Genomic DNA, 22,558 nt, shown 5'->3' with positions numbered 1-22,558 from the left:
GGGCGAATCCAGCCTCTTTGTTACGCCTTTTTGAAAGGTCTCGACCTTACTGCAAAGGCGTGTCGCGATTCTGAATTCGCCTGAAAGCCAGAGTTAATCAGAATTAATCAGAGGTGCCTTAAGCAAGAGTTTGGTACCAATCAACGCCCGACGCATCCCGTTGGCGCTTGATCAGGTTGCGCTTTTCAAGGCACTTGAGGTGTGCCAGGCTTTCTCCCGTCGCCATAATCAGGTTATGACGATTTATCGGTGCACGAAACAGAACCTCAAAGCAATCCACTGCCCGCTTTGGCTGATCACAAAAGGCCTGCAAAGCGGTGAGGTCCGCTTCATGCTCATCAATCAACTGATGCAAGCGCGTCGGGGCCCCGGTAAAAGGCTTTCCGTGCGAAGGCAAAACCAGCGTCTCCTCATCCAGCAAATTCGCCAAACGATGGCAGCTCTGCAACCACAAATCCAGAGGGTCTCCGTTCGGCTCCGATGGCCAAACGCTGACGTTGGAAGAGATCGTAGGCAACAGTTGGTCCCCTGAAATAAAAATATTTTCAGTTTCACAGAACAAGCAAGCGTGTTCGGGAGAATGTCCCTGACCAATAATGACCCGCCAGTCACGCGAGCCGATGCTTATCAAATCCCCATCTTGCAATCGCTCAAAACTGTGAGGAACTCCACGCATCATGCGGCCAAAACCTCCGAACTGGGAGCGATAGTAGCTTAGCTGTTGCTCATCAAAACCTGCCGCCCGATAAAATCCGATGGCATCCTCAGGGGCCTGCTCATGGGAATACTGCAATAAGCTACGACAAGACAGATATTCTGTACGGGTGATATACAGTGGCGCCCCACTGCGTTCATGGAGCCATCCAGCCAACCCCAGATGATCCGGGTGCATGTGAGTGACCAGCATACGGTTCAAAGCCTTACCAGCCAAGGCGCTCTCGAACAGTTCTTGCCAGATATCAATGGACCGATCATCCGCCAGCCCGGTATCAACCAGCGTGAAACCCTCCTCCTCATCCAGTAACCAAAGGTTAATGTGATTCAGGGAAAAAGGCAGCGGCATGCGCAACCAATGCAGTCCCTGAGCCACTTCAAGGAGCTGGCCAGATTCTGGTTTGGAAGCAAAAGGATAGTGCAACGCGGCTCGCGCAACAGGAGATGAAGGCATGGCAGTAGCTCTGGTCAGGTCTAACTGTCCATACTAACAGATGTTGTACTACATAATTTCTGGAATATCCCAGAAACATTGCGGCCGTACGTTTCATGTTCGGCCCTGTTGGTCGGAATTTACTCTACCCGCCAGCTATTCCAGAGTCCTGGCTGCTGATAACCAGAACGCTCTTTCTCAACATTTTTCAGATCGTGTTTTCCTTGATGAATGGAGTGCTTCACATCTTCTGCACGCTCCTTCACATCTTTGGGTGCTTCATGCAATTTATTGCAGATCTCACGAGTTAAATTCACGTCTGGCATGACCATCTCTCTTTCTAAATCTATTCTGAAACTGTAGTCAGACTACCCTTCAACAGGCAATCTGACCATGCGTACAAGCCACTATATTTGAGTATAAATTCTGGAACAGTTTTTGATATATCATTTTCAAATGAACAGTCTTTTATACATTCTCATTCGCAAATCGAAAGGAAAATGATGAACTAATAAGACTGTCCATTTGATCAAGCAACGCCTGCCAGCCGACGTGTTAACTCACTCGCTGGCAGGGTTTTGCACCCCGACCGATTCTGGCCACACCACAAGGGAGAGAAATCATCTTTCCCTGCAGCCTCTGCCGCACTTCTTAGCGGTGCAATGGCTGAAGAAGCATAGGGGAAGTCAGGAGCCGCCTCACTGATTGGCCCCAGTTCGCGTATTGCACGATTCTCTAGCCCCCTTGCTACTCCCCCGGAAAACACATTGGTTAGTACGGTTGGACGGCTCCTGGAATCTTGTAACGCCAGACGATGCACCTCAGAGGTTGTCGCCTCGGGGCAGAGCAAAAAGGCAGTGCCAACCTGAGCCGCAACTGCGCCTAATCCCATCACTGCTTGCACGCCTTTGGCATCAGCAATACCTCCGGCTGCAATCACTGGAAGATCAACGGCATCGATAATTTGCGGCAATAATGCAAAGGTTCCCAGTTGTGTATTCAAGTCTGAATTGAGGAAGCTGCCACGATGACCGCCCGCCTCCAGACCCTGAGCGATTATGGCATCGGCGCCTTGTTTTTCTAACCACAACGCTTCGTCTACCGTGGTCGCAGTACTGATGATCAGGCTTCCCCAACTTTTTATTCGCTGCAATAACCTCGGCTCAGGCAGTCCAAAATGAAAACTGATAACGGGCGGCCTGAAGGGTTCAATAAGATCGGCGATCGCCTTACTGAAAGGGGCTCGGCTGGGACCACCTGCAATATCGTTCGAATGGATAGACCATTCCTGAAAATAGGGAGATAGTACTTCTAGCCAGCGCGACTTGCTCGTTGCACTTTCGGGTTCAGGTCGATGGGCAAAAAAATTCAGGTTATAAGGCCGGTCCGTATGCGCTGCTATGGTGGTCAGTTCCTTTATCAGCGCATCCTGAGATAACATGGCACAGGGTAACGAACCTAAACCTCCCGCATTGCTTACCGCTATCGCCAGGGTACTTCCCTGAACGCCAGCCATTGGGGCTTGGATAATCGGCAATTCCGTTCCGGCAAAACATTCCATAGCTTGCATAAAAATCCCTCAATGATTCAACCGCTCTTCCGAAACCGAACTAGAGCTGGAGGCGTAATCTGAGCATATCTTTATGCTGTATACCATCTTCTATCAGTAATTGCGGATATTGATTCAGGAAATAGTCCCGGACTAACTCGACAGCTCGAAAGCCTTGTCGTTGATAAAAAGCCAGTTGATAACCAAAGGTTCCCGTCGTCAACTCAATAGCCTGATAGCCCTGCTCCCTGGCAAACCCAAGGGCGCGTTGCAACAACTGAACACCAATACCTTTTCCCTGTTGACCAGGATCCACGGCAATATTAATCAATTCAATATTACTGGCATCAAGCGGCAATAACAGGCAGGCGCCGACAATATCATCATCCTTCACAGCAACGACTGCCGAACTTTTGCTGCGGTATTTATTAATCTTTAATTCGCTAGGATCGGCTTCCAACAATAAGGCCAAAGGGATATCCGAGCCTTTTGCAACCTGAAATTCAATCATAAATCTAACATGTCATGTGAACGTTCAATCACTGCACTCTATACTGAGTTTATTGTTTGCATTGCATTCTTCAGCGCAATATTGCTGCACCCGATTTCTGCCGCTTTGTTTAGCCAAATACAGTGCCCTGTCAGCTTGATCCAGTGCTAAATTCAGATCATGACTGGAACGATCCACCTTGGCGATACCGACACTCAATGTATGTGTAATTGACATGGATCCTATGACTGTAGGTGTTTTTGCAAACTGATCACGAATCCGCTCAGCCACCTGTAACACTTCCGGTGTATCTTTCAGGGATAACAGCAAGACAAACTCTTCTCCACCGTATCTTACCTGGGCATCTTCCGGTCGGCTTTGCCATTTCATGATGGAGGCCAAACGTTCAAGAACTGCATCTCCGGCAAGATGGCCATAACGATCATTGATGTTTTTAAAATGGTCGATATCAAGCAACAATAAAAACAGCGGCCGCGATGGTTCACAATACTCCACCATTCGCTCAAAACGTTGTTCAAGAAGGCGCCGATTACCTAACCCGGTTAATGGATCCTCGACCGATTCTTTGGTTGCTCTTTCATAACCCGTTTTCAATTGCCGAACCTTATCCGACATAGCTACCGCTAAAACCAATATCTCTATCAAGCCAGCAATTTGGGTATACAAAATAGGGGCTTTCCCCCAACTGATGACACCGGATGCCGACAGCACACTGCCACTAATACCAATCAAATAGATCATCCAGGCAAAAATATACCAGCGAGCGTAAATAACGCCTTTTCGGTAACAGAGCCAACCAATCCAGGGCAGAACCAGCAAAGCGGCTAGAGCAATATAGGTAAGGTAGACAACCAGTTCGTACACCCCTAACAACCTTAATCCCACGATCACCATCATGGAGTAGGCAAGGTAGCGCAGCACCATATCTGCATTGGGTATATGGTCCGGAGTATTCAGAAACTGACGACTAAACTGAATGGCAAAAAGCGCCATCAGCAAAAAGGCCGGATTAAATATCTCATTATTGAGTATCGGGTAGTTTGGCAACAGGTACTGGTAGGTAAAACCCATGAGACAGCCCCACATCAACACATTGGAGAGGATGTAACACAGGTAAGTCCCGTAAATACTTTCTTTCAGCGATAACCAAAGGAACAGGCATACTAATGCAAGCAGCAATAGTGCGGAGAAGTAACCGCCATAAAAAAAATAGTCATTAATCAGAGTGTGATAGAACTGTTCCTTTTCCCACAGATGAAACGTCAGAGTCATCGTATCAGGCAATACCATCTGCGCTCGAAGGTAGAGCGTCGTGAGCCCACCACTGTCGGTTCGGTGCTGAAAATTCAACTTCCGATAAGGGATTGGACGCTCTGAAAAGGGTTTAAAATCAGACAACAGAAACACTTTTGGTAACGCCTTATCTTCAAACAGGTAAGCATCGAAGCGATCCATGTAAGAGGTTTCAGGCGTTACTATCCATGCTACTGCCTGCGGCGTAGGGTTTTTTATTTGCACTTTTATCCAATAGGCATGATCGGTAATCCCTTGATTCAGCATGCTCTTCGTTAACGGGAGAAATTCTTTATCTCGGGCAGGACTTCTAACCTGCTCAATCGTCAAAGCGCCTGATGGATCAAATAATACTTCTGCGTACTGCCACAATGGTGCCGCCCGAAGGTCACCCTCAAGAAGAAATGGTTGTGGCTGAGCCCAACAAAACGGACTGATCCAGATTAACAAACAGACAAGCTTACGCATCCCCTGCGAACACCCCTTTATCTATTATTCTCATAACGCTGCCACCATCCTGAAGCAGTGTTTGACGCTATCTTGCGTTCTGATAGGCACTATAGAACCACAATAATTGCTTTGCTGCTAACTGACATTACAAAGCGCCTTTCACTGGATCCTATGAACGGTACTTTGCATAACCTTTACAGAACACAAAGAAACTCTCCACCCGGTTTTATGGTCTCATTTCTGTGGCACTAAAAAGTGCGCTAAGAGCCCGATTTTCCACAGTTTTTTAGGTACAGATACCTATTTTTACCCATCCACTCAAGCCCTAAAATGTCACCATCAGATGGATAACATGACGGGAAGCATTCTTCCCTAAGGAACGGCAGATGAGCAAATATCTTTATACCACCGTATACGAGCAGTTCACTGGAGAAAAACCACCTCAGCCTAAGGCGGACAATGAACGCAAGGCTCGCCGTACTCATGGTCACCCATATCGTATGCGTCATAACATGCGTATGCAGGAGCAAGAACAAGCTCAGTCCGTAGAACATGCACAGGATTCCCGAAAGATCGAACGCCACCCAGGCAACCGTGAGGGCTTAAGCATGGCGGAAATGGCCGATCTTGAAGCCCGCCGCAAGCCGCGTGCCTTACCCAAGATCATTTACAAAAAGAGTCGCGCTTTAAGTCAACGTCGGGAGTATTCCGCCGAGGCAACCTTGCAGGCTTGAGCCATCCATTTTGCATTAACGAATGGGAAGCTATTCGACCTTGGCTGATGCCAGCCCAACAATAGCTTCCCGAATTACTCACTTAATGCCGATTTTCTCCGTATTTCCCACCAGTTAATATTTGTGTGTCTGTCAGAACTCGCCGATTCATGGCTTTGGCGTTCATTACCCAGTGCATCCCCTTCCCTATGACCGACAACAGCAGTTCGACCAGCAAACTCCTCAGGCTTGACTGGATATTGTCGGTAGCGGGCAAAAAAGCCTTCCGGACTAAAGGCCTCCAATAGTTGCAAACTCCATGCACGTCGGCGATTCCTTTGTACATCAAAACCTTCAAAGCCCAGCTTTTGCAAACAACCTTCACACACCCCAAGTTGGCGCAGCTCAATTTCATTCTCTATGCGAACAGGGAAAACGCCACTGCAGGCGGTGGTCACTCGCAATATCTTAGTATTCGATTCTAATGAATTGAGGTCAGCTAGAAGGTCATCGCAATCCGTCAGATGGTAACAGAGAGGTTTGGCTTGTAATTGCTGGCTGGAAGGCTGTGCCAGATAACAGATAACCCGGCTATTTTTATAAGCGAAAGTACCATCAACAAGGCGCTGAACCTGTGCCGGATTCACCAAAAAGCCTTCTTGCTCCAAGTGGATTCGTTCATCTCCGGTAAGATGAAAATGAGGGTCAAACAACTCAAAATACCCAAGCCGCCGAGTCCCAATCTGTTCGCGCAACTGGTTGAAAGCATCAAACTCGAGGAAATTGGTGAGTTTCAAGGCGCCATTTCCCCCTCTCGTAGAATCGCTTCTATTCGTGATTCTGCATCGGTCCGCAAACGGAATTCAACCCGGCGGGAACGGTCGCTGTCTTCGCTACCATCAGCCAATAACACCGGTTTGGAAGACGACAATCCATTGGCGGTCAGGTGTGACTTCAGCCAAGGCTTTCTATACGCCACCGTTTCCAGGCCTAGCAGGTAAGCCAAGGTAGTCCGGGTTCGTGTCTGTGACAGCTCCATATTGCGAATATAGGCATCGTCTGGCGTCTTTGCATCGGACCAACCACGATCCGTATGGCCTTCGATGCGCACCTCTTTTATATCCTGACGATAACGGTCAGAGGCAATAATACGCACGTAACGAGGAAAAAAATCAGCCAGTATGGCGGAAAAATCAGGTTTTAAATCCGCGACACCTCGATCGAACAACAGCTCCGTGCGCAGAAAGCGAATACTCAAATCCTTGTTAAGCTCGGCTCCCCAACGAGGAAGATCATCGGCAAACTCGCGACGCAGGTCCTCATAAAGCTGGGTTCTTAAACGCTCATAGACCACCGCAACATCATGAATCTTGCGCCTCTCCAGCTCAACGATCACCATAAACACTAAGGCAATTAGCAGGAACACCATCATTAAGCCGCCCATTAAGTCGCTGACCGCCACCCAATGCTCTTCGTGTTCGAGTTCTTCGACTCGTTGGTTATCGAGCCCACTGGGCTGTTCTTGCTTCACCGCACCTCCGAATCTTGTGCGATGGCCACGACTTCACGTAAACGCTCGGTCAGCGGGGCATAATCGCTGACAAACTTTTCCGATAACGCCGTCAACTGATAACCAAAACTCTGTAGTGCCTTGTTCAGCTCCTCTTCCATGGACCGGTCGAGCCGTTCAACCTGTTGTTCATTCTGCGCCAGCATCTGTGTAACTTGCTGGTTCAATGCCTCCTGGGCTTTGGCAAATTGCTCGCTGCTATTCTCGAGCAGGCGCTGAGTCTGCTCGCTATTGGTCGTAATTGCCTTATATAGCTGTCCGGTTAATACCTCGAAACGGTCTTCGAGCTGAGGTAAGCCTTCGCCGGCGTTACTGACCAGCGAGGACAAGGCAGACAGATAACCCTCTAAGCCTTTACTCTGTGTCTCCAAGCCCGCAAGCATCCCTTCGAGGGCCTCGGATACCGTACTGAACACCTTGGTTTGCTCCACGACCCGTTCATGGCTTCGAGTGGCTTCCTGCATGATATCGCCGGTCTTTTGCTGTTGCAGAATCAAGGTATCAAGCTGCTTCTGATACGCCTGCTGCCAACGCAGCATTTCTCCTACGGCTTCGTTCAAGTGGCGGAAATTCTCTCCGTATTGCTCATTAATACGGGTATTAAAATCATGCATAACGGTTTCCAGGGCACCGACCAAAGCCTGGGTGTTCGCATCAACCATCTGTTGCTGGTACTCACCCAACTGTTGATTCAATGTTGTGAGCTGCTTCTGGTTGTCCTGCTGCATTGTTTTCATCACCGCCAGCATCTCCCCTTCATGCCGCGCGTCGTTGGCGTCCTGCTGCTGATCACGAATCTGGGCCAACAGCTGAGCCAGATCATCGACTGTCGCCATGCGTATCTGTTCGCGGCTGGCACGATCACGGCGTAGCTCCAGCAAATAACGAAGCTTGATACTTAATGCTCCCGCCAGCCCCGCAATGGAAGACCAGAAAGCGGTTTTGAGGCCGTCGATCAAGTCAGGAACGCTGGCTTGAATATTTTCCGTATCAAAATCCAGAAGTCCGAGAGCCACCCCCAGAAAGGTGCCAAATATGCCTAGACTGGTCAGGATGGTAGGAGCATTACTGGCCGTCTGCGCATTAAAGCTCAGCACATGAAACAGCAGGGTCAGCAATGTCACCAAGCCTATCATGGCCAGGCTCAGGGTTGGAAAGGAGGCAGTTATCTCCATCGGCAGCGCACCTTCTGTGGGGTTTAGCGACTCAATCTGTTTAGCATCGATAGTAGAGCAATTACCTCGCCCCGTGAAGCGAGCCCCCAAACGCAAAACAGGCCCCGAAGGACCTGTTCAAGTACTTAGAGCAGAAGCGATCAGCCGCCAGAGACGTACTTGATCATCACACCCGCAGCTACCGCAGAACCAATGACACCAGCGACATTAGGTCCCATGGCGTGCATCAACAGGAAGTTTTGCGGATTGGCCTGCAAACCAATCTTGTTGGAGACTCGTGCAGCCATAGGTACTGCAGAGACACCGGCAGAGCCGATCAACGGGTTGATAGGCGTGCTGCTCATCTTGTTCATCACCTTGGCCATCAATACCCCAGAGGCGGTACCAATACCGAAAGCAACGATACCCAGCGCTAGAATACCCAGGGTTTCTGCTTGCAGGAACTTGTCGGCCACCAGCTTGGAGCCCACAGAGAGTCCCAGGAAGATGGTAACGATATTGATCAGGGCATTTTGTGCTGTATCGCTCAGGCGATCGACCACGCCACATTCCTTCATCAGGTTACCGAAGCAGAACATACCCAACAGTGGTGCCGCATCGGGTAGCAGTAAAGCTACCAGCACCAGCAAGACCAGCGGGAAAACGATCTTTTCGGTTTTACCGACATGGCGCAGCTGGCTCATTTGCAGCTTACGCTCTTCTTCAGTGGTCAGCGCCTTCATGATCGGTGGCTGAATCAGCGGCACCAGCGCCATGTAGGAGTAGGACGCAACCGCAATCGCACCCAGCAACTCAGGCGCTAGAACGCTCGCCACATAGATCGAGGTAGGGCCATCGGCACCACCGATGATACCGATCGCGGCAGACTGTGCCACAGAGAAATCCATGATTCCCATAGAGCTCATGGTCACTGCACCCAGCACCGTGGCAAAGATGCCAAACTGAGCAGCAGCACCGAGGAACAGCGTCTTGGGGTTTGCCAGCAATGGACCAAAATCGGTCATCGCGCCTACGCCCATAAATATAATCAATGGGCCAGCACCACTGGCAATTACCGCGGTATAAAAGCTGTACAGGACGCCATTGCTGTATCCCATGTCCTTGGCAATATTGATTGCGGCCTGGTGAGATACGGCGTCTGAACTCTCATAGGCGTGAGCCAGAGCTGAGGGATCCGTCGCAGCCACACCCAGAACCTGGGACAAGGCTTCCAGCACTTCCGGTTTGGCCATATGGATGGCCTGCTCAACCGCTGAGTAAGCGAGTCCAGCCTCTGGAATGTTGGCAAGGATGCCACCGAAGCCGATAGGAATCAGCAACAGGGGCTCGAAGTTTTTCTTGATAGCAAGGTACAGCAGGCCCAAACCAACGAGGATCATCACAAACTGTGGAAAATCCATGTTGTAGATGCCGGAGCCGTACCAAAGCGTTAGCAGTTTATCCATTGGTCAAACCCCTCAGGCAATGGTCAACAGGGTTGCACCGACAACAACGGCGTCCCCTTCCTTGACGTCAACAGAACCGACGGTGCCCGCCTTGGGTGCACGAATTTCGGTTTCCATCTTCATCGCCTCAAGGATGATCAACAGATCACCCTCCTGAACCTGCTGCCCTGGAGCAACATGGACCTTCCAGATATTACCTGCCAACGGAGATGGCATAGGCTCACCACCCGTTACCGGGGCTGCAGCTGATGCACTGGCAGCAGGAACTGCACTACCACCGACCTGAACAATACCGGTTACATCTCCGCCGTTGGCCACGGTTACCGTGTACTCGCCACCATCGACCTTAACGGTGTAAACCTCTTCGCCTTCAGCGGTTGTGACCGCAGCACCTTCATTGCCCGTCGGAGCAGGTTCGAAGGCATCGGGATTGCCTCGATTCTCGAGGAATTTCGGCGCGATCTGAGGGAACAGGGCAAAGGTTAATGCATCGTCAATGGAATTATCAGAAAGCTTGAACCCTTTATCTTTTGACAAGGCTTCTACATCGGCAACGATCTTGTCCAGTTCATTGTCAAGCAGGTCACCGGGACGGCAGGTGATTGCTTCGGCCCCATCGAGAACGCGGTCCTGCAGTTCCTTGTTATAAGGCGCGGGGGCCGCTCCGTATTCACCCTTGAGAATGCCCTGGGTTTCCTTGGAGATCGACTTGTAGCGCTCACCCGTCAGAATATTCAGAACCGCCTGGGTACCCACAATCTGGGACGTTGGTGTAACCAGAGGAATATAACCAAGATCTTCGCGAACCCGTGGAATCTCTTGCAATACTTCATCAAATTTATCGGAAGCACCCTGATCCTTCAGCTGGCTCTCCATATTGGTCAGCATGCCGCCAGGCACCTGGGCTACCAGAATACGGGAGTCAACGCCCTTCAGGGCCCCTTCAAACTTGGCGTATTTCTTACGTACTACGCGGAAGTAGGCCGCAATTTCTTCGATCTGCAGTACATCCAGACCGGTATCGCGATCAGTACCCTGCAACGCGGCAACAACGGCTTCGGTTGCGGAATGTCCGTAGGTTTCGCTCATGGAGGAGATAGCAGTATCGACGTTATCGATACCCGCCTCGACAGCCTTGAGGATGGTCATGGAGGAGAGGCCAGAGGTCGCATGAGAGTGCAAATGAATACGCACGTCGGTTTCGGCCTTAAGGCGACTCACCAGCTCGTAGGCATCGTAGGGTGTCAGGATGCCCGACATATCCTTGATCGCGATGGAATCAACGCCCATATCTTCGATGCGCTTGGCCAGATCGATCCAGGCATCAAGATTGTGTACGGGACTGGTTGTGTAGGAAATTGTACCCTGGGCGTGCTGCCCCTGTTTCTTGACCGCTTCCAATGCGCGTTTGAGGTTGCGCGGGTCGTTCATTGCATCAAATACACGGAATACCGAAACCCCGTTTTCGGCAGCGCGCTCAACAAACTTGTCCACCACGTCATCGGCGTAGTGACGATATCCCAGCAAATTCTGACCTCGCAACAACATCTGCTGAGGGGTTTTTGGCATCGCTTTTTTCAATTCGCGAATACGATCCCAGGGATCTTCGCCAAGATAACGGATGCAGGAGTCAAAGGTAGCGCCCCCCCAGGATTCCAGAGACCAATAGCCGATATTATCGAGCTTCTCGGCAATTGGGAGCATATCGTCAATACGCAGACGGGTTGCAAACAGGGACTGATGGGCGTCGCGAAGTACGACGTCGGTTATACCTAATGGCTTCTTGGTAGCGGTCATGGATTATGGCCTTTATTTACTGAATATTGCGTTGGGTTCACGTACCAGTCGGTCGACATCCGTCATTAACGCTCGCGATGCTGTTTGATCGCCTCATTAATGATGGAAAGCAGTTTCTGGTCCTGAGCCGGTCCCCCTTGTGGCGCGGCTACAGGTCGGCTGGCTGCTGGTTCGGGCTCTGCGGAGTCAAACCTGCCAGCAATTTTTGACATCGCGGTGGTCGAAAACACCAGCAGAGTCAAAAACACGAACACGAAACCCATTCCGAATAGCATAAGGTTAATACCTTCGCTCATAAGATCCGGTTGGGTCATGATATTCATCCTTCATTTATAGTGTTTGTAATAACTCGGCTACGCTGGCCGCTAGCTAAAGCGCCCTTCTCGATCAACGCCGAGATATTGGTAGCCAAAGTCGGCGCTAATTTACCCTGTATCCGGGTACCTGGCAAATTATACGCTTCTTATAGCGTGTTGAATTTTCTCCGTATCAGACACTTACAGCTATAGGCGAAAGGTCTTACGCAAAAAAATCAAACGCGCGTTTTATTCTACCAGCTCCTTTTCCAAACATCACGACAGGGCTGCCATAATTCCCTGAGTTGATTTGCTTACACGCTACCACTACAGTTACGCCCCCATTTATGGAGATCCACCCTATGTTACTGCTCGCCCCGATGGAGGGTATCGCCGACCACAGCATGCGCGCCCTGCTAACCGAGCATGGCGAGTTCGATCTCTGCATCAGCGAATTTGTACGGGTCAGTAACACCCTGTTGCCGCAACGGGTTTTCAAACGCTACTTGCCAGAACTTGAAAACGGCTGTCAGACAGCATCAGGTTGCCCTGTGCATGTGCAACTGCTGGGAAGCGATCCTCTGTTAATGGGGGAAAACGCTCATAAAGTAGTAGAAATGGGAGCTCCGGGGATCGATCTCAATTTCGGCTGTCCCGCCAAGATGGTTAACCGCCACGGTGGTGGCGCCCTGCTACTGAACGAACCCGAGCAGGTGGCCAGAATCGTCAGTGCTGTTCGCCGAGCAGTCCCCGATGCGATTCCCGTCAGCGCCAAGATGCGCCTCGGATACGCAGACACCAGTCTTACCCTTGAGAATGCCTGCGCCATAGAAAGCAGTGGCGCCAGCGCCCTGACGGTACATGCACGCACCAAAAGCCAGGGTTATCGACCACCTGCACATTGGGAGTGGATTGCGCGCATTGGCGAAGTGGTGAAACTTCCGCTTATCGCTAACGGGGAGATCTGGACCTACAGCGATTATTTGAAATGCGTTGAAGCCAGCGGGTGTGAACACGTCATGCTCGGGCGCGGAGCATTGCGCAACCCTTTGCTGTCCCGGCAGATAAAGGCGCAACAAGCGGACCCGAACCCTGAGCAAGCCTGGCAGCAGATCCACCCCTTATTGCTGGATTTTTATCGGGTAACAGAACCGCACTACCCGGAAAAGCACCTGTGCCAACGGGTCAAACAATGGCTCGGCTTTCTCGCCCCGGGTTACCAGCAGGCCCAGGATCTATTCGAGCGCATCAAGCCCTTAAAACAAGCCACGCAAATACAGCAACTGCTTCAATCCAATGCTTAAAGCACCTCTGATTAATTCAGATGAACTCTGGCTTTCAGGCGAATTCAGAATCACGACACGCCTTTGCAGTAAGGTCGAGACCTTTCTAAAAGGCGTAACAAAGAGGCTGGATTCGCCCGAAAGCCCCGTAGGGCGGTCCTAAAAATGGTTTTTCTCGGTGTTGAAGCCCTTGCTCAGGTCTCGACATGAACGGCGAACTTCACCTTGATAAAAACCATTTTCAGGATCCGCAGAGATCTATCTGAATTGATCAGAGGTGCCTTAAGGTAGCCGTATAGCCTGTCAGGCAGAGCCGAACTTTATCGTAAAAGAAGCCTGAAAGGCTCGTCTACATGCCATAATCCTGCAAGATCTTTTTCAGAGAACCATCCGCATTCATGGTTTCAATTTCCGCGTTAAAAGCCTTCAGGATTTCCTGGTGCTGAGGGTGCTCTCGGCTCACCGCGATATGCAAACCATTGGTTGAAATGGCGCGAGGTAAGATTTCGAGGTTATTTGCCTGATCCGGCAGCAAGGTTCTAATCAGGTAAAGGGCTTCTTGCTCATCAGCCAGAACCATATCAATTTGCCCTAACGTCAGCCGGCGCAGGTTCTGAATAGTATGATTTGCCGGCGCTCTTATAGCCAGGCTTGCGCTATCAAAGGGTTCACCGTAAGCGTAATCGATAATCGTACCGATCATTTTACCATTCAGATCTTCCAGTTGGTCGTATTTCAGACCACGATTCTTGACCACCACAAATTTAAGATTGTTTTTCAGGAAGGGTTTGCTGAACGCCAGTTCTTTATTGCGCTCGTCAGAGTACCAGGCCGCTGCAATGACGTCATAAACGCCAGAACGAGTCCCTTCGAGGGATCGTGGCCAGATGTCGACGACCATATTCAGATCGTAACCGGCACGCTTCAAGGCTTCCTCAACAATTACCGTCGCCGCGCCTCTGCGTTCGGCATTTTCATCGACATAAGGAGGCCAAGTGCTGGCGGCAACCTGTAGCTGGGCTAGCGTGGAAACCGAAAACGACAAACAACTCAACAATAAGGCACCAACAAGTGTGCGAAACAGGAATAGGCTGGGCATGAATCATCCTTATAACAAGCAACCTCGGATTGAGGCTTCAGTGACGGTTTCTATTTATATTTCGGCCAGTTTACCTCGGCACCGATTGGATAGGAACTGCCCTCCTCTACCGATGGATCTGGCCAGCCTCTGACATGCGCTTAACGGTATCCACGATCACCTGGGTCTGGCTATCGATTTCAAGATTCACCTTGTCCCCGACTTTTAAATTGTCGAACGTTGTGATTTTCAGGGTTTCCGGAATCAGGTATACATTAAACTGCCCCGGCTCAACTTCACCCACCGTTAAACTGGCTCCATTAAGAGCTACAAAACCTTTGGCAAATAGATAAGGTTGCCACTCAGGGGCTAATGAAAAAGTGATAATGCAGTTATTTTCAGGCCGTTCTACCGAAAGTACCTCTACTCGGTCATGAACATGACCAGACAACAGATGGCCCCCAATTTCATCATTAAAACGGGCGGCACGCTCAAGGTTCACATAAGATCCACTCTCAAGTTGCGCCAAATTGGTCACCCTCAGAGTTTCCTGCATCACATCAAACCCAATCCGGGAACCATCAATTGCAGCAACAGTTAAACAGGCTCCATTGACAGCTACGCTGGCACCCAACGACAAATCGGCCAACATCTCAGAGGGAAAATCGAACCAAAAGCGCTTCAAACCAGGTTTGGATTCGAGCCCTGACAGTGGCAAAGAACACTGCACAATTCCGGTAAACATGAACTCTCCAGAAACAAACAAGAAGGGGTAGATTGGACTAAGTAATACCTGCGAATAGCAACCGCAAACGATCGGTGTTGCTGCAACCTTGATTATAAATCAGATTCTCGGCTGACCACCCCTGACGGGGAACAGATGCCAAACCTGATACACAACAGAACGACATTAATGTATCAGGCATGCATGAACACAATTATAACTCAGGGTATGACCGCTTGAAGAAACAGGAAGCGGCCCTATTTCAATCAAGCAAACAGCAGGTTGGATAGCTCTCCTGAGGTTTTTCTCAGGTGGATACTCAACATTTTGGCGATCGCCTTAAGGATCTTGGCAGCCGTCTCAGGGTGCCTGGATAACAGGGTATTGAAATCCTCTCGCTTTAGTAGCAGTAGGGAAGAAGCGGTAGCAGAACGAACTGTGGCCGATCGAGGCAAACCATCAATGATGGCCATTTCTCCAACCGATTGACCTTCACCGAGCGTCGCAATAACGGATTCCTGGCCATTATCCTTAGACTTCAGAACCTGCAGACTGCCTTGCATCACAAAACATACATAATTGCCGTGCGCACCCTCCTTGAAAACGGTGGTATTGGCTGGCAACTCATGCGGCCGCATCAGGGCCACAACATAATCCAACTCATCCGCTGTCAGCTGCTCAAACAGCGAGTTGTTCATTAACAACTGCTTGATATTCATCCGTATTACTCCTGTAGCAACGGGCTACCTTTGCCCGATATGGCGGCGATTATAAAAGGATCTATTGATTGTGACGGGTGATCGGTCACAATTTTCCCTGAAGCGATGATATGCTGTCTACAATAATGCTGATATTAATAATAACTGGGGACATTCCTTAGATGGAAACTACCGAAAATACGCCTCGACCTAACCTTATTGTTTCCCTATTTCCGCTACTGTTCCTGATCGTAATGATGGTCATCAATGTTGTCATCTATAAAGATGATTCTACATTCGGCCCCAACCAGTACGCTTTGCTGCTTTCTTCCATATTCGCTGCCTGCATTGGTATTTTCGCGCTCAAGCTGCCTTATAAAACCCTCGAAGATGCCATGATCAACTCCATCAGTATGGCTCTGCAGGCCACGCTGATACTGCTGATCGTTGGCTCTTTGATTTCTATCTGGATGATGAGCGGAATCGTGCCCCTGATGATTTATTACGGGCTTCAACTGATCAATCCCAACGTGTTCCTGTTCGTCGCCTGCCTGATCAGCGCCATTGTAGCCCTCTGCACCGGAAGCAGCTGGTCCACCAGCGGCACCATTGGTATCGCGTTAATAGCCATAGGGCATACGTTAGGTGTTCCCGTCGGCATGGTCGCCGGGGCCGTAATTTCTGGCGCCTACTTTGGTGACAAGATGTCGCCATTGTCGGATACCACCAACCTGGCCCCAGCCATGGCGGGCACCGACATCTTCACCCATATTCGCCATATGGTATATACCTCAGGTCCGGCAATGGCTATGGCTCTCATCGGTTTCCTGATCCTGGGCTACTTTTATCAGGGCAACATGGCCAGCAACGAAGATATCCAGGCGGTATTAACCACTATCGAGAAGCATTTCAATATTTCACCCTGGTTGCTGTTGGTGCCCGCGCTGGTCATTGTGATGGTAGCCCGACGCATGCCCGCGCTACCGGCTTTGACAATCGGCCTTTTGCTGGGCATTGCCGCCATACCCCTGTTCCAGCAACCCCTGTTATCTACCATGACTGACACGGGCATTGCCGGTATTTACAAGGTAGTACTGACCACAGCAGCGGCAGGATTTACTATCGAAACCGGCAATACAACGATCGACGAGCTGTTCTCTCGAGGTGGCATGGCCAGCATGCTCAACACTATCTGGCTGATCATTTGCGCCATGATTTTTGGTGGCATGCTAGAAGCTTGTGGCATGCTACAGCGGCTCGCAGAAGCTATTTTAAAAGTGGTTCGGGGCACCGGCTCACTGATCGGCGCAACCATCGCCAGCTGTATTTTTACCAATATGACTGCTTCAGACCAGTACATTGCTATTGTGCTTCCGGCACGCATGTTCCGTGGGGCCTTTAAACGTTATGGATTAGCCCCAAAAAACTTGTCACGTGCCGTTGAAGATGCAGGAACGGTCACCTCGGTACTGGTGCCCTGGAACTCTGGAGGTGCTTTCCATGCCGGCGTTCTGGGAGTCTCTACTCTGGCTTACCTGCCATTCTGCTTCTTTAATATACTCAGCCCGCTCGTTTCCATCTTTCTAGGCGCCATGAACCTGACAATGGATCGAATCGAAGAGGAACACACCGCTGCTCTGGCAGCCAAACCCGAAACCGTGGGTTAAAATAATTCCAGTTAAGATAAACATTACTCGCAATGTGAACTAAGGTATGGCGAGAAATGACCAGAGCACGTATTATTATTGGTTACGATAAATAACAATCCCAAATATTCGACGCCTTTCCGGGCTGAGTCACCTAGGAGCTAACCATGACACGTATTTTTTTACTCTGCCTAACCACCTTGTTTATTACCGCTTGTAGCAGTCAGCAAACAGACACCAGCAGCACCATGGAAGAAAAGCCTGCTACCACAGCTCAGACCGAAGCTCCGGTAGAAATGGCTCCTAAGGAAGAAGCTGCGCCAATGAAAGAGATGAGCGACCTGGACAAGCTGTGGGAGCGCTACTGCAACCACGAGTCCCTGACCACTATGGAGCGTCAGGAAATTGCCGACTCTGAAATGCCTGCCCGCTTTAAAGGCAGCTGCACCCAGAAGTAATGGATTTATCCAGTCCACAAAAAAGCAGCCTTCTGGCTGCTTTTTTGATGGCGCCTTTCTAATCCATCAACATCAAAACCCTGACTTAATCACCTTCCAGCCACCTCTGTCGTAAAGATCCAGGCATGCGAGCATTCATCATAAGCCGGCTAACGATAATAATCGATCCAGTTAAACCTTACTTCCTGAGTACTGCGCAGGGAATCCAGTGGAAAACTGAGCATGATGCTCCCCTCACTTGCTTGTATCTCTGGCGCCCCCTGCTCGAGCCTCTGCCAAACAGACCAGCCCTGATTACTATCCTGCTTGCGACGGGTTTCCCAAGGTAGCTGAAGTCTCCCCGAATGGGCTAGCGAGAACCGCCACTGCTGCAGATCAGTTTTTATAACAAGCGACTCCAGCGCACTCAGGTTTACCCGCAGTTGCAACAGCCTAGCCTGAACCCGAGATACCCCTGACAACTGAAGGCCACCAATACCAGATTCCGAATGCACCCATAGCTCAACCCGATCATGTATCTGCTTCACCTCTAACCGATCATCAGCCTGCATCAGATGAGCTGAAAAGCGCGCTTGAGGATCAACCAGAGGTGCCCCCCCTGCACTCATACTATTTCGATTGGAACAAGCCGATATCGATAAGACAAACACAATCAGATAGAGACTAGTTCTCATTCAACAGTTCACGCTGCTGATCATAACGCTCGTTTACCTGTTGTTGCAGCGCTCGTGCTTTTTCAAGGCTTTCTTGCAATAACGAGGGGTACTCAGCAACTGTTCCCTGACCAGAATTATCAGAACGTCCCGCATCCTCATCAGACGCGGACTCGACTTCCGGCAAGCGCCCCAAATTATCCTTTAACTCAATGGTTTCCTGGCTTACGTCATTACTCTTTTGATCGCTGTAATGCACCACACCGTCTTCATCCACCCACCGATATACCGTGCGTGGCGGCGCTGGCTGATAGTTTGAATCGGAGTTTTGATCGGGTGCAGCAAACTGGCTGGTTAACTGATCACGCAGCCTATCCAACATGGAAGACTGCCCTGGTGGCACGAGAAACAGTGTCACTCCTCCCACCAGGAGCACCATAATAATCACACGGATCAGAAAACGCACAATGACCTCCTAGCCAGCTACCTGCCTGAGATGCACATCGGTTTGAGGATAGGGTATCGAGATACCTTCTCGGTCAAACTCCAACTTAACACGCTCAGTCAGATCGGCTTTAACCCCCCAATAATCTTCCGACTTAACCCAGGGTCGGACATTGAAATTAACGCTACTGTCTGCCAATTCGGCGACTGCAACCAGAGGAGAAGGATCCTTCAAAACTCGTGCTTCTTGTTCAAGCAGGCGAACCAGTATTTGTTTCGCCTTTAACAGATCATCGTCATAACCAATCCCAAACACCATATCGACACGCCTTGTCGGCTGGGCAGAGTAATTGGTTATAGTACCGGAGAAAATAGCACCATTCGGCACAATAACCTCACGATTATCAGGGGTTTTTAATAAAGTGGAAAAGATTGAGATGCGGTCCACTGTCCCGGATACCCCACCAGCATCGATAAAATCGCCGGCTGCAAACGGCCTAAAAATCACTAACATGACACCAGAGGCAAAGTTCTGCAGGGAATCCTTCAACGCCAGGCCAACAGCCAGACCGGCGGCACCCACCAGAGCAACCAACGAGGTGGTATCCACACCCAGTTGATCGAGAGCAGCGACAACAACCAATAACACCAGAAGCACGCGCAGGATGGACAGCACAAAGTGAACCAGAGTGTCATCCATTTTGGTCTTGGCCAAACCTTTTGCGATTAGGGAGACCACCATAGACACCAGCATGCGACCGACGATAAAGACCAAAATCGCCAGTCCTAAATTAATTCCCCAGGGAATGAGATAGGTATCCAAAAGCTGTTGCAGGTTGATGTTTTCCACTGTGCCGACCTCCAGTCTGTCGTCAAAAAGGCTATCGCCCAAAAATAGGTAGTCCAATGTCGCCTATGCGCCTTGGCACCGGCGAACTGATCATCTTACGCTCTAACCCACTCCGGTGTTGAGGTGGCCGTTAGGTTTTACGAAATGAGCTGCCAATACAGTAGCCGCTCTATTGCGCCCCAACGATACCTCCCTAGCCATATTAGCAACTGTATTCAAATTTAAAATACCGGGATCGCCCATAAGTTGCGGCTTTTCCTGCTTTTTAGTCCAATACGAGCCGAATTGCCTGAACAAGCATTACTGACTATTTTTAATCGGCACGCTGTAAATATCACCAAAACAACAGGGCAAACACAATGAAAAGCGGAAATAGAACAAGACTGTTCCTCTCATACCTTGTCAAAACGGTAGCTGGTACCCTCCTCACACTGTTTACCATTTCAGCCATCGCAGCCAGCGAGGCACCGGCAGACGCTTCGGTTTATATCGTCTCCCCTAAAAATGGTGACGTCGTCACAAGCCCGGTATTGGTGCAATTTGGTTTAACTGGAATGGGGGTTGCGCCAGCCGGAGTAGATAAAGCCAATACGGGTCATCATCACCTGCTTATTGATGTGGATACTCTGCCCGATATGAGTAAACCCGTGCCCTCAGATAAAAATCATCGACATTTCGGCGGAGGACAGACTGAAGTCAGTGTAGAGCTCGAACCCGGCACCCATACCCTCCAGCTTTTGTTAGGCGATTACTCCCACGTTCCCCATTCAAAACCCGTGGTCTCGGAAAAGATCACTATCACCGTCAAGTAATCAAACGACCTGGATGCTGGTTATAGGGCTTGCCAAACTTATTCCCGCTTTATAACCAGCCGCGGATTTTGAAAAAAAGATAGGTGCCAACCGCACTCATTACCATCATACCCAAGGCCATGGGGTAACCGAACGCCCACTGGAGTTCCGGCATAATCTCGAAGTTCATACCATAAGCACTGGCAATCACCGTTGGCGGCAAAAAGACGACCGCCGCGATGGAGAAGATCTTGATGATCCGACTTTGCTCAAGGTTACTGAATCCCATGGTGGCATCCATCAAGAAGTTTATCTTGTCGAACAAAAACGACGTATGGGGCATCAATGAATCGATATCTCGAAGCATCTCCTTGACCTCAACGAGCTGGGTATCATCCATTAAAGAACGGCTATTCCGAGCCAGGAAGCGCATCGAGCGCTGGCTATCCATAAGGTTCAGGCGAATCTGGCCGTTGAAATCTTCTTGTACGGTAATATTCTTGAGTACTTCATCACGCTCACCACTGTCGTCGCGGAGCGCCATCTGACTCGCTTCTTCCAGCGATTCGTAGACCTCTTCCAGCAAATCTGCCAGGTAATCCACTTTGGCCGTAAACAGGCGGATCATAATCTCCAATGGCGCTTGTACTTCAAGCTGTTGCCGCTTGAGATAATTACGCACCAGACGAAACAGGCCCACCTCGTCATCCCTAAGGGTAATGAGGATATTCCGGCGAAGGTTGAATGAGACGTTAATGTTCCGAATATCCTTCCCCGCTCTATGAGGAAAAAGCGAAAGAATATGCAACCCGTCCTTATCGGTAAAAAAACGAGACGTTGCCTCAATCTCATCCAGATCTTCGGTATCCGGCACCTCTTCCACAAAATACTGATCAAGCCATTCACGCTCAGCATCTTCCGGTTCAACGACATCGAGCCAGATACAACCCGCGGGAAGTGCATCGTCCAGGCTTAACGTGTCTATTTGAACGCCGGATTCATTCAAGCTGTAGGCTGTAATCATAGTACTACCCTTGACTATGGGTTGAGCTGAGGAAGGCTGGCGAGGCTAGAATATGCGCGCCAAATTCTTGGCTAAGTGTAAACCATTCGCTGCCTGCTGACAGCCCAATGGAGGGCCTGGTTCGCAAAGATAATAGCTCCATATTAACTGTATTCCCAAAGCGATTACCCCTTCACACCATTTAGCGCTATGTTTACCTTAGTAATAGGGCTTTCTAGCATACGTGAGTTGCCATGCCGTCGGTCGTTTTTGTCTACACACTTTTTCTTGCGGCAGTATTGTCGGTGTTATCCGCCCCACTGCTGGCCAACACTCCCCTGCCCAAGCGTATTAACCTGAGTACCGCGCTCATTCCTCCTTATCAATACCTGGATGCGCAACAGCAGCTGACCGGCATAGCCACCGAGCAAGTACGCTGCATCATGAACAAACTGAATATTGAAACCGAGCTTAGCGTTCTGCCCTGGAACAGGGCCCAGAAGCGAGTGAAAGACAACCGCAGTGATGGTTTCTTTATTGCTTCAGAGAACGACCAGCGCAACGCTTACGCCACGCTGTCCGCCCCCTTAGTGCAAGGAGACTGGCTGTGGTATCAACAACCCGATTCACAATGGGTTTCCGGGACAGAAAGCTTTCGAAAAAATGCTCGAGTAGGAACAACCGTTGGCACTAACATGCATTACTGGTTAAAAAACAGCCACGACAAGGTCACTACCCACGAAAATCTGTCTGTATTATTTAAAATGCTCAACCGTGGCCTCCTCGATGCTGTTTTGAGTCGTCAGGATATGCTCGATGCCAATCACCAAAAATTGCACTTACAGAGCATCATGGCAACAACAACGGCTCAATATCGCCCTTTAGGGGTTTACTTCAATAAGCATTTTCTAAAACGTTATCCGGCCCTGTTACCCCGTTTCAATGCAGCCATTCCAGACTGCAGGCCCTAGACAGTAGCACCAT

24 protein-coding genes are annotated in these 22,558 nt (G+C 50.0%); 6 read left to right on the top strand and 18 right to left on the bottom strand.

The window, feature by feature from the left end:
- Nucleotides 1–118: 118 nt before the first annotated feature.
- The 5 genes from MIB40_RS13180 to MIB40_RS13160 all read right to left on the bottom strand — a co-directional run bounded on the left by MIB40_RS13180 (nucleotide 119) and on the right by MIB40_RS13160 (nucleotide 4,968).
- Complete coding sequence (locus MIB40_RS13180) at nucleotides 119–1,168, bottom strand: MBL fold metallo-hydrolase (RefSeq protein ID WP_249695009.1); 1,050 nt, start codon at nucleotides 1,166–1,168, stop codon at nucleotides 119–121.
- A gap of 119 nt (nucleotides 1,169–1,287) precedes the next feature.
- The gene (locus MIB40_RS13175; protein WP_249695007.1) at nucleotides 1,288–1,473 is read right to left on the bottom strand and encodes a hypothetical protein; all 186 of its coding nucleotides are present in this window, start codon (nucleotides 1,471–1,473) and stop codon (nucleotides 1,288–1,290) included.
- A gap of 203 nt (nucleotides 1,474–1,676) precedes the next feature.
- Nucleotides 1,677–2,717, bottom strand: coding sequence for an NAD(P)H-dependent flavin oxidoreductase (locus tag MIB40_RS13170; protein WP_249695005.1), 1,041 nt, complete (start codon nucleotides 2,715–2,717; stop codon nucleotides 1,677–1,679).
- 40 nt (nucleotides 2,718–2,757) lie between these two features.
- Entirely contained in the window at nucleotides 2,758–3,207 is a 450-nt protein-coding gene (locus tag MIB40_RS13165; RefSeq protein ID WP_249695003.1) for a GNAT family N-acetyltransferase, read from the bottom strand.
- Between the two features lie 24 nt (nucleotides 3,208–3,231).
- Nucleotides 3,232–4,968 (bottom strand): diguanylate cyclase, encoded by a 1,737-nt coding sequence (locus MIB40_RS13160; RefSeq protein ID WP_249695001.1) that lies wholly within the window; start codon nucleotides 4,966–4,968, stop codon nucleotides 3,232–3,234.
- Nucleotides 4,969–5,336: 368 nt separating this feature from the next.
- Between MIB40_RS13160 and MIB40_RS13155 the strand changes: the two genes are divergently transcribed.
- A complete protein-coding gene (locus MIB40_RS13155; RefSeq protein ID WP_249694999.1) occupies nucleotides 5,337–5,684 on the top strand; it encodes a hypothetical protein in 348 nt (115 codons plus the stop codon).
- 74 nt (nucleotides 5,685–5,758) lie between these two features.
- On the opposite strand, the gene MIB40_RS13150 is transcribed toward MIB40_RS13155, so the two are convergent.
- From MIB40_RS13150 to MIB40_RS13125, 6 genes are all read right to left on the bottom strand, one after another.
- On the bottom strand, nucleotides 5,759–6,460 hold the full coding sequence (locus tag MIB40_RS13150) for a hypothetical protein (RefSeq protein ID WP_249694997.1): 702 nt from the start codon (nucleotides 6,458–6,460) through the stop codon (nucleotides 5,759–5,761).
- Nucleotides 6,457–7,194, bottom strand: a complete 738-nt coding sequence (locus MIB40_RS13145; RefSeq protein WP_249694995.1) for an OmpA/MotB family protein — start codon at nucleotides 7,192–7,194, stop codon at nucleotides 6,457–6,459. The genes MIB40_RS13150 and MIB40_RS13145 overlap by 4 nt, the downstream gene beginning before the upstream one ends.
- Complete coding sequence (locus MIB40_RS13140; RefSeq protein WP_249694993.1) at nucleotides 7,191–8,408, bottom strand: hypothetical protein; 1,218 nt, start codon at nucleotides 8,406–8,408, stop codon at nucleotides 7,191–7,193. Before MIB40_RS13140 ends, MIB40_RS13145 begins: the two co-directional genes overlap by 4 nt.
- Before the next feature lie 140 nt (nucleotides 8,409–8,548).
- Nucleotides 8,549–9,853, bottom strand: coding sequence for a sodium ion-translocating decarboxylase subunit beta (locus tag MIB40_RS13135; protein ID WP_249694991.1), 1,305 nt, complete (start codon nucleotides 9,851–9,853; stop codon nucleotides 8,549–8,551).
- A 12-nt stretch (nucleotides 9,854–9,865) separates the two neighbouring features.
- The gene (gene oadA / locus MIB40_RS13130) at nucleotides 9,866–11,650 is read right to left on the bottom strand and encodes a sodium-extruding oxaloacetate decarboxylase subunit alpha (protein ID WP_249694989.1); all 1,785 of its coding nucleotides are present in this window, start codon (nucleotides 11,648–11,650) and stop codon (nucleotides 9,866–9,868) included.
- A 65-nt stretch (nucleotides 11,651–11,715) separates the two neighbouring features.
- Nucleotides 11,716–11,964: an OadG family protein gene (locus tag MIB40_RS13125; protein WP_249694986.1), complete on the bottom strand. Its 249-nt coding sequence runs from the start codon at nucleotides 11,962–11,964 to the stop codon at nucleotides 11,716–11,718.
- 344 nt (nucleotides 11,965–12,308) lie between these two features.
- On the opposite strand from MIB40_RS13125, the gene MIB40_RS13120 reads away from it, so the two are divergent.
- Entirely contained in the window at nucleotides 12,309–13,250 is a 942-nt protein-coding gene (locus MIB40_RS13120; protein ID WP_249694983.1) for a tRNA dihydrouridine synthase, read from the top strand.
- A gap of 328 nt (nucleotides 13,251–13,578) precedes the next feature.
- On the opposite strand, the gene MIB40_RS13115 is transcribed toward MIB40_RS13120, so the two are convergent.
- The 3 genes from MIB40_RS13115 to MIB40_RS13105 all read right to left on the bottom strand — a co-directional run bounded on the left by MIB40_RS13115 (nucleotide 13,579) and on the right by MIB40_RS13105 (nucleotide 15,750).
- The gene (locus MIB40_RS13115) at nucleotides 13,579–14,328 is read right to left on the bottom strand and encodes a substrate-binding periplasmic protein (protein WP_249694982.1); all 750 of its coding nucleotides are present in this window, start codon (nucleotides 14,326–14,328) and stop codon (nucleotides 13,579–13,581) included.
- Nucleotides 14,329–14,434: 106 nt separating this feature from the next.
- Nucleotides 14,435–15,052 carry a riboflavin synthase subunit alpha gene (locus tag MIB40_RS13110; protein WP_249694979.1) on the bottom strand — a complete coding sequence of 206 codons (618 nt, stop codon included), beginning with the start codon at nucleotides 15,050–15,052 and terminating at the stop codon, nucleotides 14,435–14,437.
- A gap of 245 nt (nucleotides 15,053–15,297) precedes the next feature.
- A complete protein-coding gene (locus MIB40_RS13105; RefSeq protein WP_249694977.1) occupies nucleotides 15,298–15,750 on the bottom strand; it encodes a cyclic nucleotide-binding domain-containing protein in 453 nt (150 codons plus the stop codon).
- 161 nt (nucleotides 15,751–15,911) lie between these two features.
- On the opposite strand from MIB40_RS13105, the gene nhaC reads away from it, so the two are divergent.
- Nucleotides 15,912–17,396 carry a Na+/H+ antiporter NhaC gene (gene nhaC / locus MIB40_RS13100; protein WP_249694975.1) on the top strand — a complete coding sequence of 495 codons (1,485 nt, stop codon included), beginning with the start codon at nucleotides 15,912–15,914 and terminating at the stop codon, nucleotides 17,394–17,396.
- 146 nt (nucleotides 17,397–17,542) lie between these two features.
- On the top strand, nucleotides 17,543–17,833 hold the full coding sequence (locus MIB40_RS13095) for a hypothetical protein (RefSeq protein ID WP_249694973.1): 291 nt from the start codon (nucleotides 17,543–17,545) through the stop codon (nucleotides 17,831–17,833).
- A gap of 149 nt (nucleotides 17,834–17,982) precedes the next feature.
- Here MIB40_RS13095 and MIB40_RS13090 read toward each other — a convergent pair whose 3' ends face one another.
- The 3 genes from MIB40_RS13090 to MIB40_RS13080 are packed head-to-tail and all read right to left on the bottom strand — an operon-like array spanning nucleotide 17,983 to nucleotide 19,765.
- On the bottom strand, nucleotides 17,983–18,507 hold the full coding sequence (locus tag MIB40_RS13090) for a hypothetical protein (RefSeq protein ID WP_249694971.1): 525 nt from the start codon (nucleotides 18,505–18,507) through the stop codon (nucleotides 17,983–17,985).
- Complete coding sequence (locus MIB40_RS13085; protein WP_249694970.1) at nucleotides 18,497–18,952, bottom strand: DUF4124 domain-containing protein; 456 nt, start codon at nucleotides 18,950–18,952, stop codon at nucleotides 18,497–18,499. The genes MIB40_RS13090 and MIB40_RS13085 overlap by 11 nt, the downstream gene beginning before the upstream one ends.
- Before the next feature lie 9 nt (nucleotides 18,953–18,961).
- Nucleotides 18,962–19,765: a mechanosensitive ion channel family protein gene (locus MIB40_RS13080; RefSeq protein WP_249695012.1), complete on the bottom strand. Its 804-nt coding sequence runs from the start codon at nucleotides 19,763–19,765 to the stop codon at nucleotides 18,962–18,964.
- 374 nt (nucleotides 19,766–20,139) lie between these two features.
- Between MIB40_RS13080 and MIB40_RS13075 the strand changes: the two genes are divergently transcribed.
- Nucleotides 20,140–20,592 carry a DUF4399 domain-containing protein gene (locus MIB40_RS13075; protein ID WP_249694968.1) on the top strand — a complete coding sequence of 151 codons (453 nt, stop codon included), beginning with the start codon at nucleotides 20,140–20,142 and terminating at the stop codon, nucleotides 20,590–20,592.
- 49 nt (nucleotides 20,593–20,641) lie between these two features.
- On the opposite strand, the gene corA is transcribed toward MIB40_RS13075, so the two are convergent.
- Nucleotides 20,642–21,595: a magnesium/cobalt transporter CorA gene (corA, locus tag MIB40_RS13070; protein ID WP_249694966.1), complete on the bottom strand. Its 954-nt coding sequence runs from the start codon at nucleotides 21,593–21,595 to the stop codon at nucleotides 20,642–20,644.
- Nucleotides 21,596–21,828: 233 nt separating this feature from the next.
- Between corA and MIB40_RS13065 the strand changes: the two genes are divergently transcribed.
- A complete protein-coding gene (locus MIB40_RS13065) occupies nucleotides 21,829–22,545 on the top strand; it encodes a substrate-binding periplasmic protein (protein WP_249694964.1) in 717 nt (238 codons plus the stop codon).
- Nucleotides 22,546–22,558 lie beyond the last annotated feature (13 nt).

The sequence above is a fragment of the Aestuariirhabdus haliotis genome, from assembly GCF_023509475.1.
Taxonomy (GTDB): domain Bacteria; phylum Pseudomonadota; class Gammaproteobacteria; order Pseudomonadales; family Aestuariirhabdaceae; genus Aestuariirhabdus; species Aestuariirhabdus haliotis.
This window is presented reverse-complemented; position numbering and strand designations above follow the sequence as displayed.

Excerpts from the sequence above, each read along its gene's own strand:
- MIB40_RS13180 (WP_249695009.1), bottom strand. The coding sequence starts at position 1,168 with ATGCCTTCATCTCCTGTTGCGCGAGCCGCGTTGCACTATCCTTTTGCT.
- MIB40_RS13175 (WP_249695007.1), bottom strand. The coding sequence starts at position 1,473 with ATGCCAGACGTGAATTTAACTCGTGAGATCTGCAATAAATTGCATGAA.
- MIB40_RS13170 (WP_249695005.1), bottom strand. The coding sequence starts at position 2,717 with ATGCAAGCTATGGAATGTTTTGCCGGAACGGAATTGCCGATTATCCAA.
- MIB40_RS13165 (WP_249695003.1), bottom strand. The coding sequence starts at position 3,207 with ATGATTGAATTTCAGGTTGCAAAAGGCTCGGATATCCCTTTGGCCTTA.
- MIB40_RS13160 (WP_249695001.1), bottom strand. The coding sequence starts at position 4,968 with ATGCGTAAGCTTGTCTGTTTGTTAATCTGGATCAGTCCGTTTTGTTGG.
- MIB40_RS13155 (WP_249694999.1), top strand. The coding sequence starts at position 5,337 with ATGAGCAAATATCTTTATACCACCGTATACGAGCAGTTCACTGGAGAA.
- MIB40_RS13140 (WP_249694993.1), bottom strand. The coding sequence starts at position 8,408 with ATGGAGATAACTGCCTCCTTTCCAACCCTGAGCCTGGCCATGATAGGC.
- MIB40_RS13135 (WP_249694991.1), bottom strand. The coding sequence starts at position 9,853 with ATGGATAAACTGCTAACGCTTTGGTACGGCTCCGGCATCTACAACATG.
- oadA (WP_249694989.1), bottom strand. The coding sequence starts at position 11,650 with ATGACCGCTACCAAGAAGCCATTAGGTATAACCGACGTCGTACTTCGC.
- MIB40_RS13125 (WP_249694986.1), bottom strand. The coding sequence starts at position 11,964 with ATGACCCAACCGGATCTTATGAGCGAAGGTATTAACCTTATGCTATTC.
- MIB40_RS13120 (WP_249694983.1), top strand. The coding sequence starts at position 12,309 with ATGTTACTGCTCGCCCCGATGGAGGGTATCGCCGACCACAGCATGCGC.
- MIB40_RS13115 (WP_249694982.1), bottom strand. The coding sequence starts at position 14,328 with ATGCCCAGCCTATTCCTGTTTCGCACACTTGTTGGTGCCTTATTGTTG.
- MIB40_RS13110 (WP_249694979.1), bottom strand. The coding sequence starts at position 15,052 with ATGTTTACCGGAATTGTGCAGTGTTCTTTGCCACTGTCAGGGCTCGAA.
- MIB40_RS13105 (WP_249694977.1), bottom strand. The coding sequence starts at position 15,750 with ATGAATATCAAGCAGTTGTTAATGAACAACTCGCTGTTTGAGCAGCTG.
- nhaC (WP_249694975.1), top strand. The coding sequence starts at position 15,912 with ATGGAAACTACCGAAAATACGCCTCGACCTAACCTTATTGTTTCCCTA.
- MIB40_RS13095 (WP_249694973.1), top strand. The coding sequence starts at position 17,543 with ATGACACGTATTTTTTTACTCTGCCTAACCACCTTGTTTATTACCGCT.
- MIB40_RS13090 (WP_249694971.1), bottom strand. The coding sequence starts at position 18,507 with ATGAGAACTAGTCTCTATCTGATTGTGTTTGTCTTATCGATATCGGCT.
- MIB40_RS13075 (WP_249694968.1), top strand. The coding sequence starts at position 20,140 with ATGAAAAGCGGAAATAGAACAAGACTGTTCCTCTCATACCTTGTCAAA.
- corA (WP_249694966.1), bottom strand. The coding sequence starts at position 21,595 with ATGATTACAGCCTACAGCTTGAATGAATCCGGCGTTCAAATAGACACG.
- MIB40_RS13065 (WP_249694964.1), top strand. The coding sequence starts at position 21,829 with ATGCCGTCGGTCGTTTTTGTCTACACACTTTTTCTTGCGGCAGTATTG.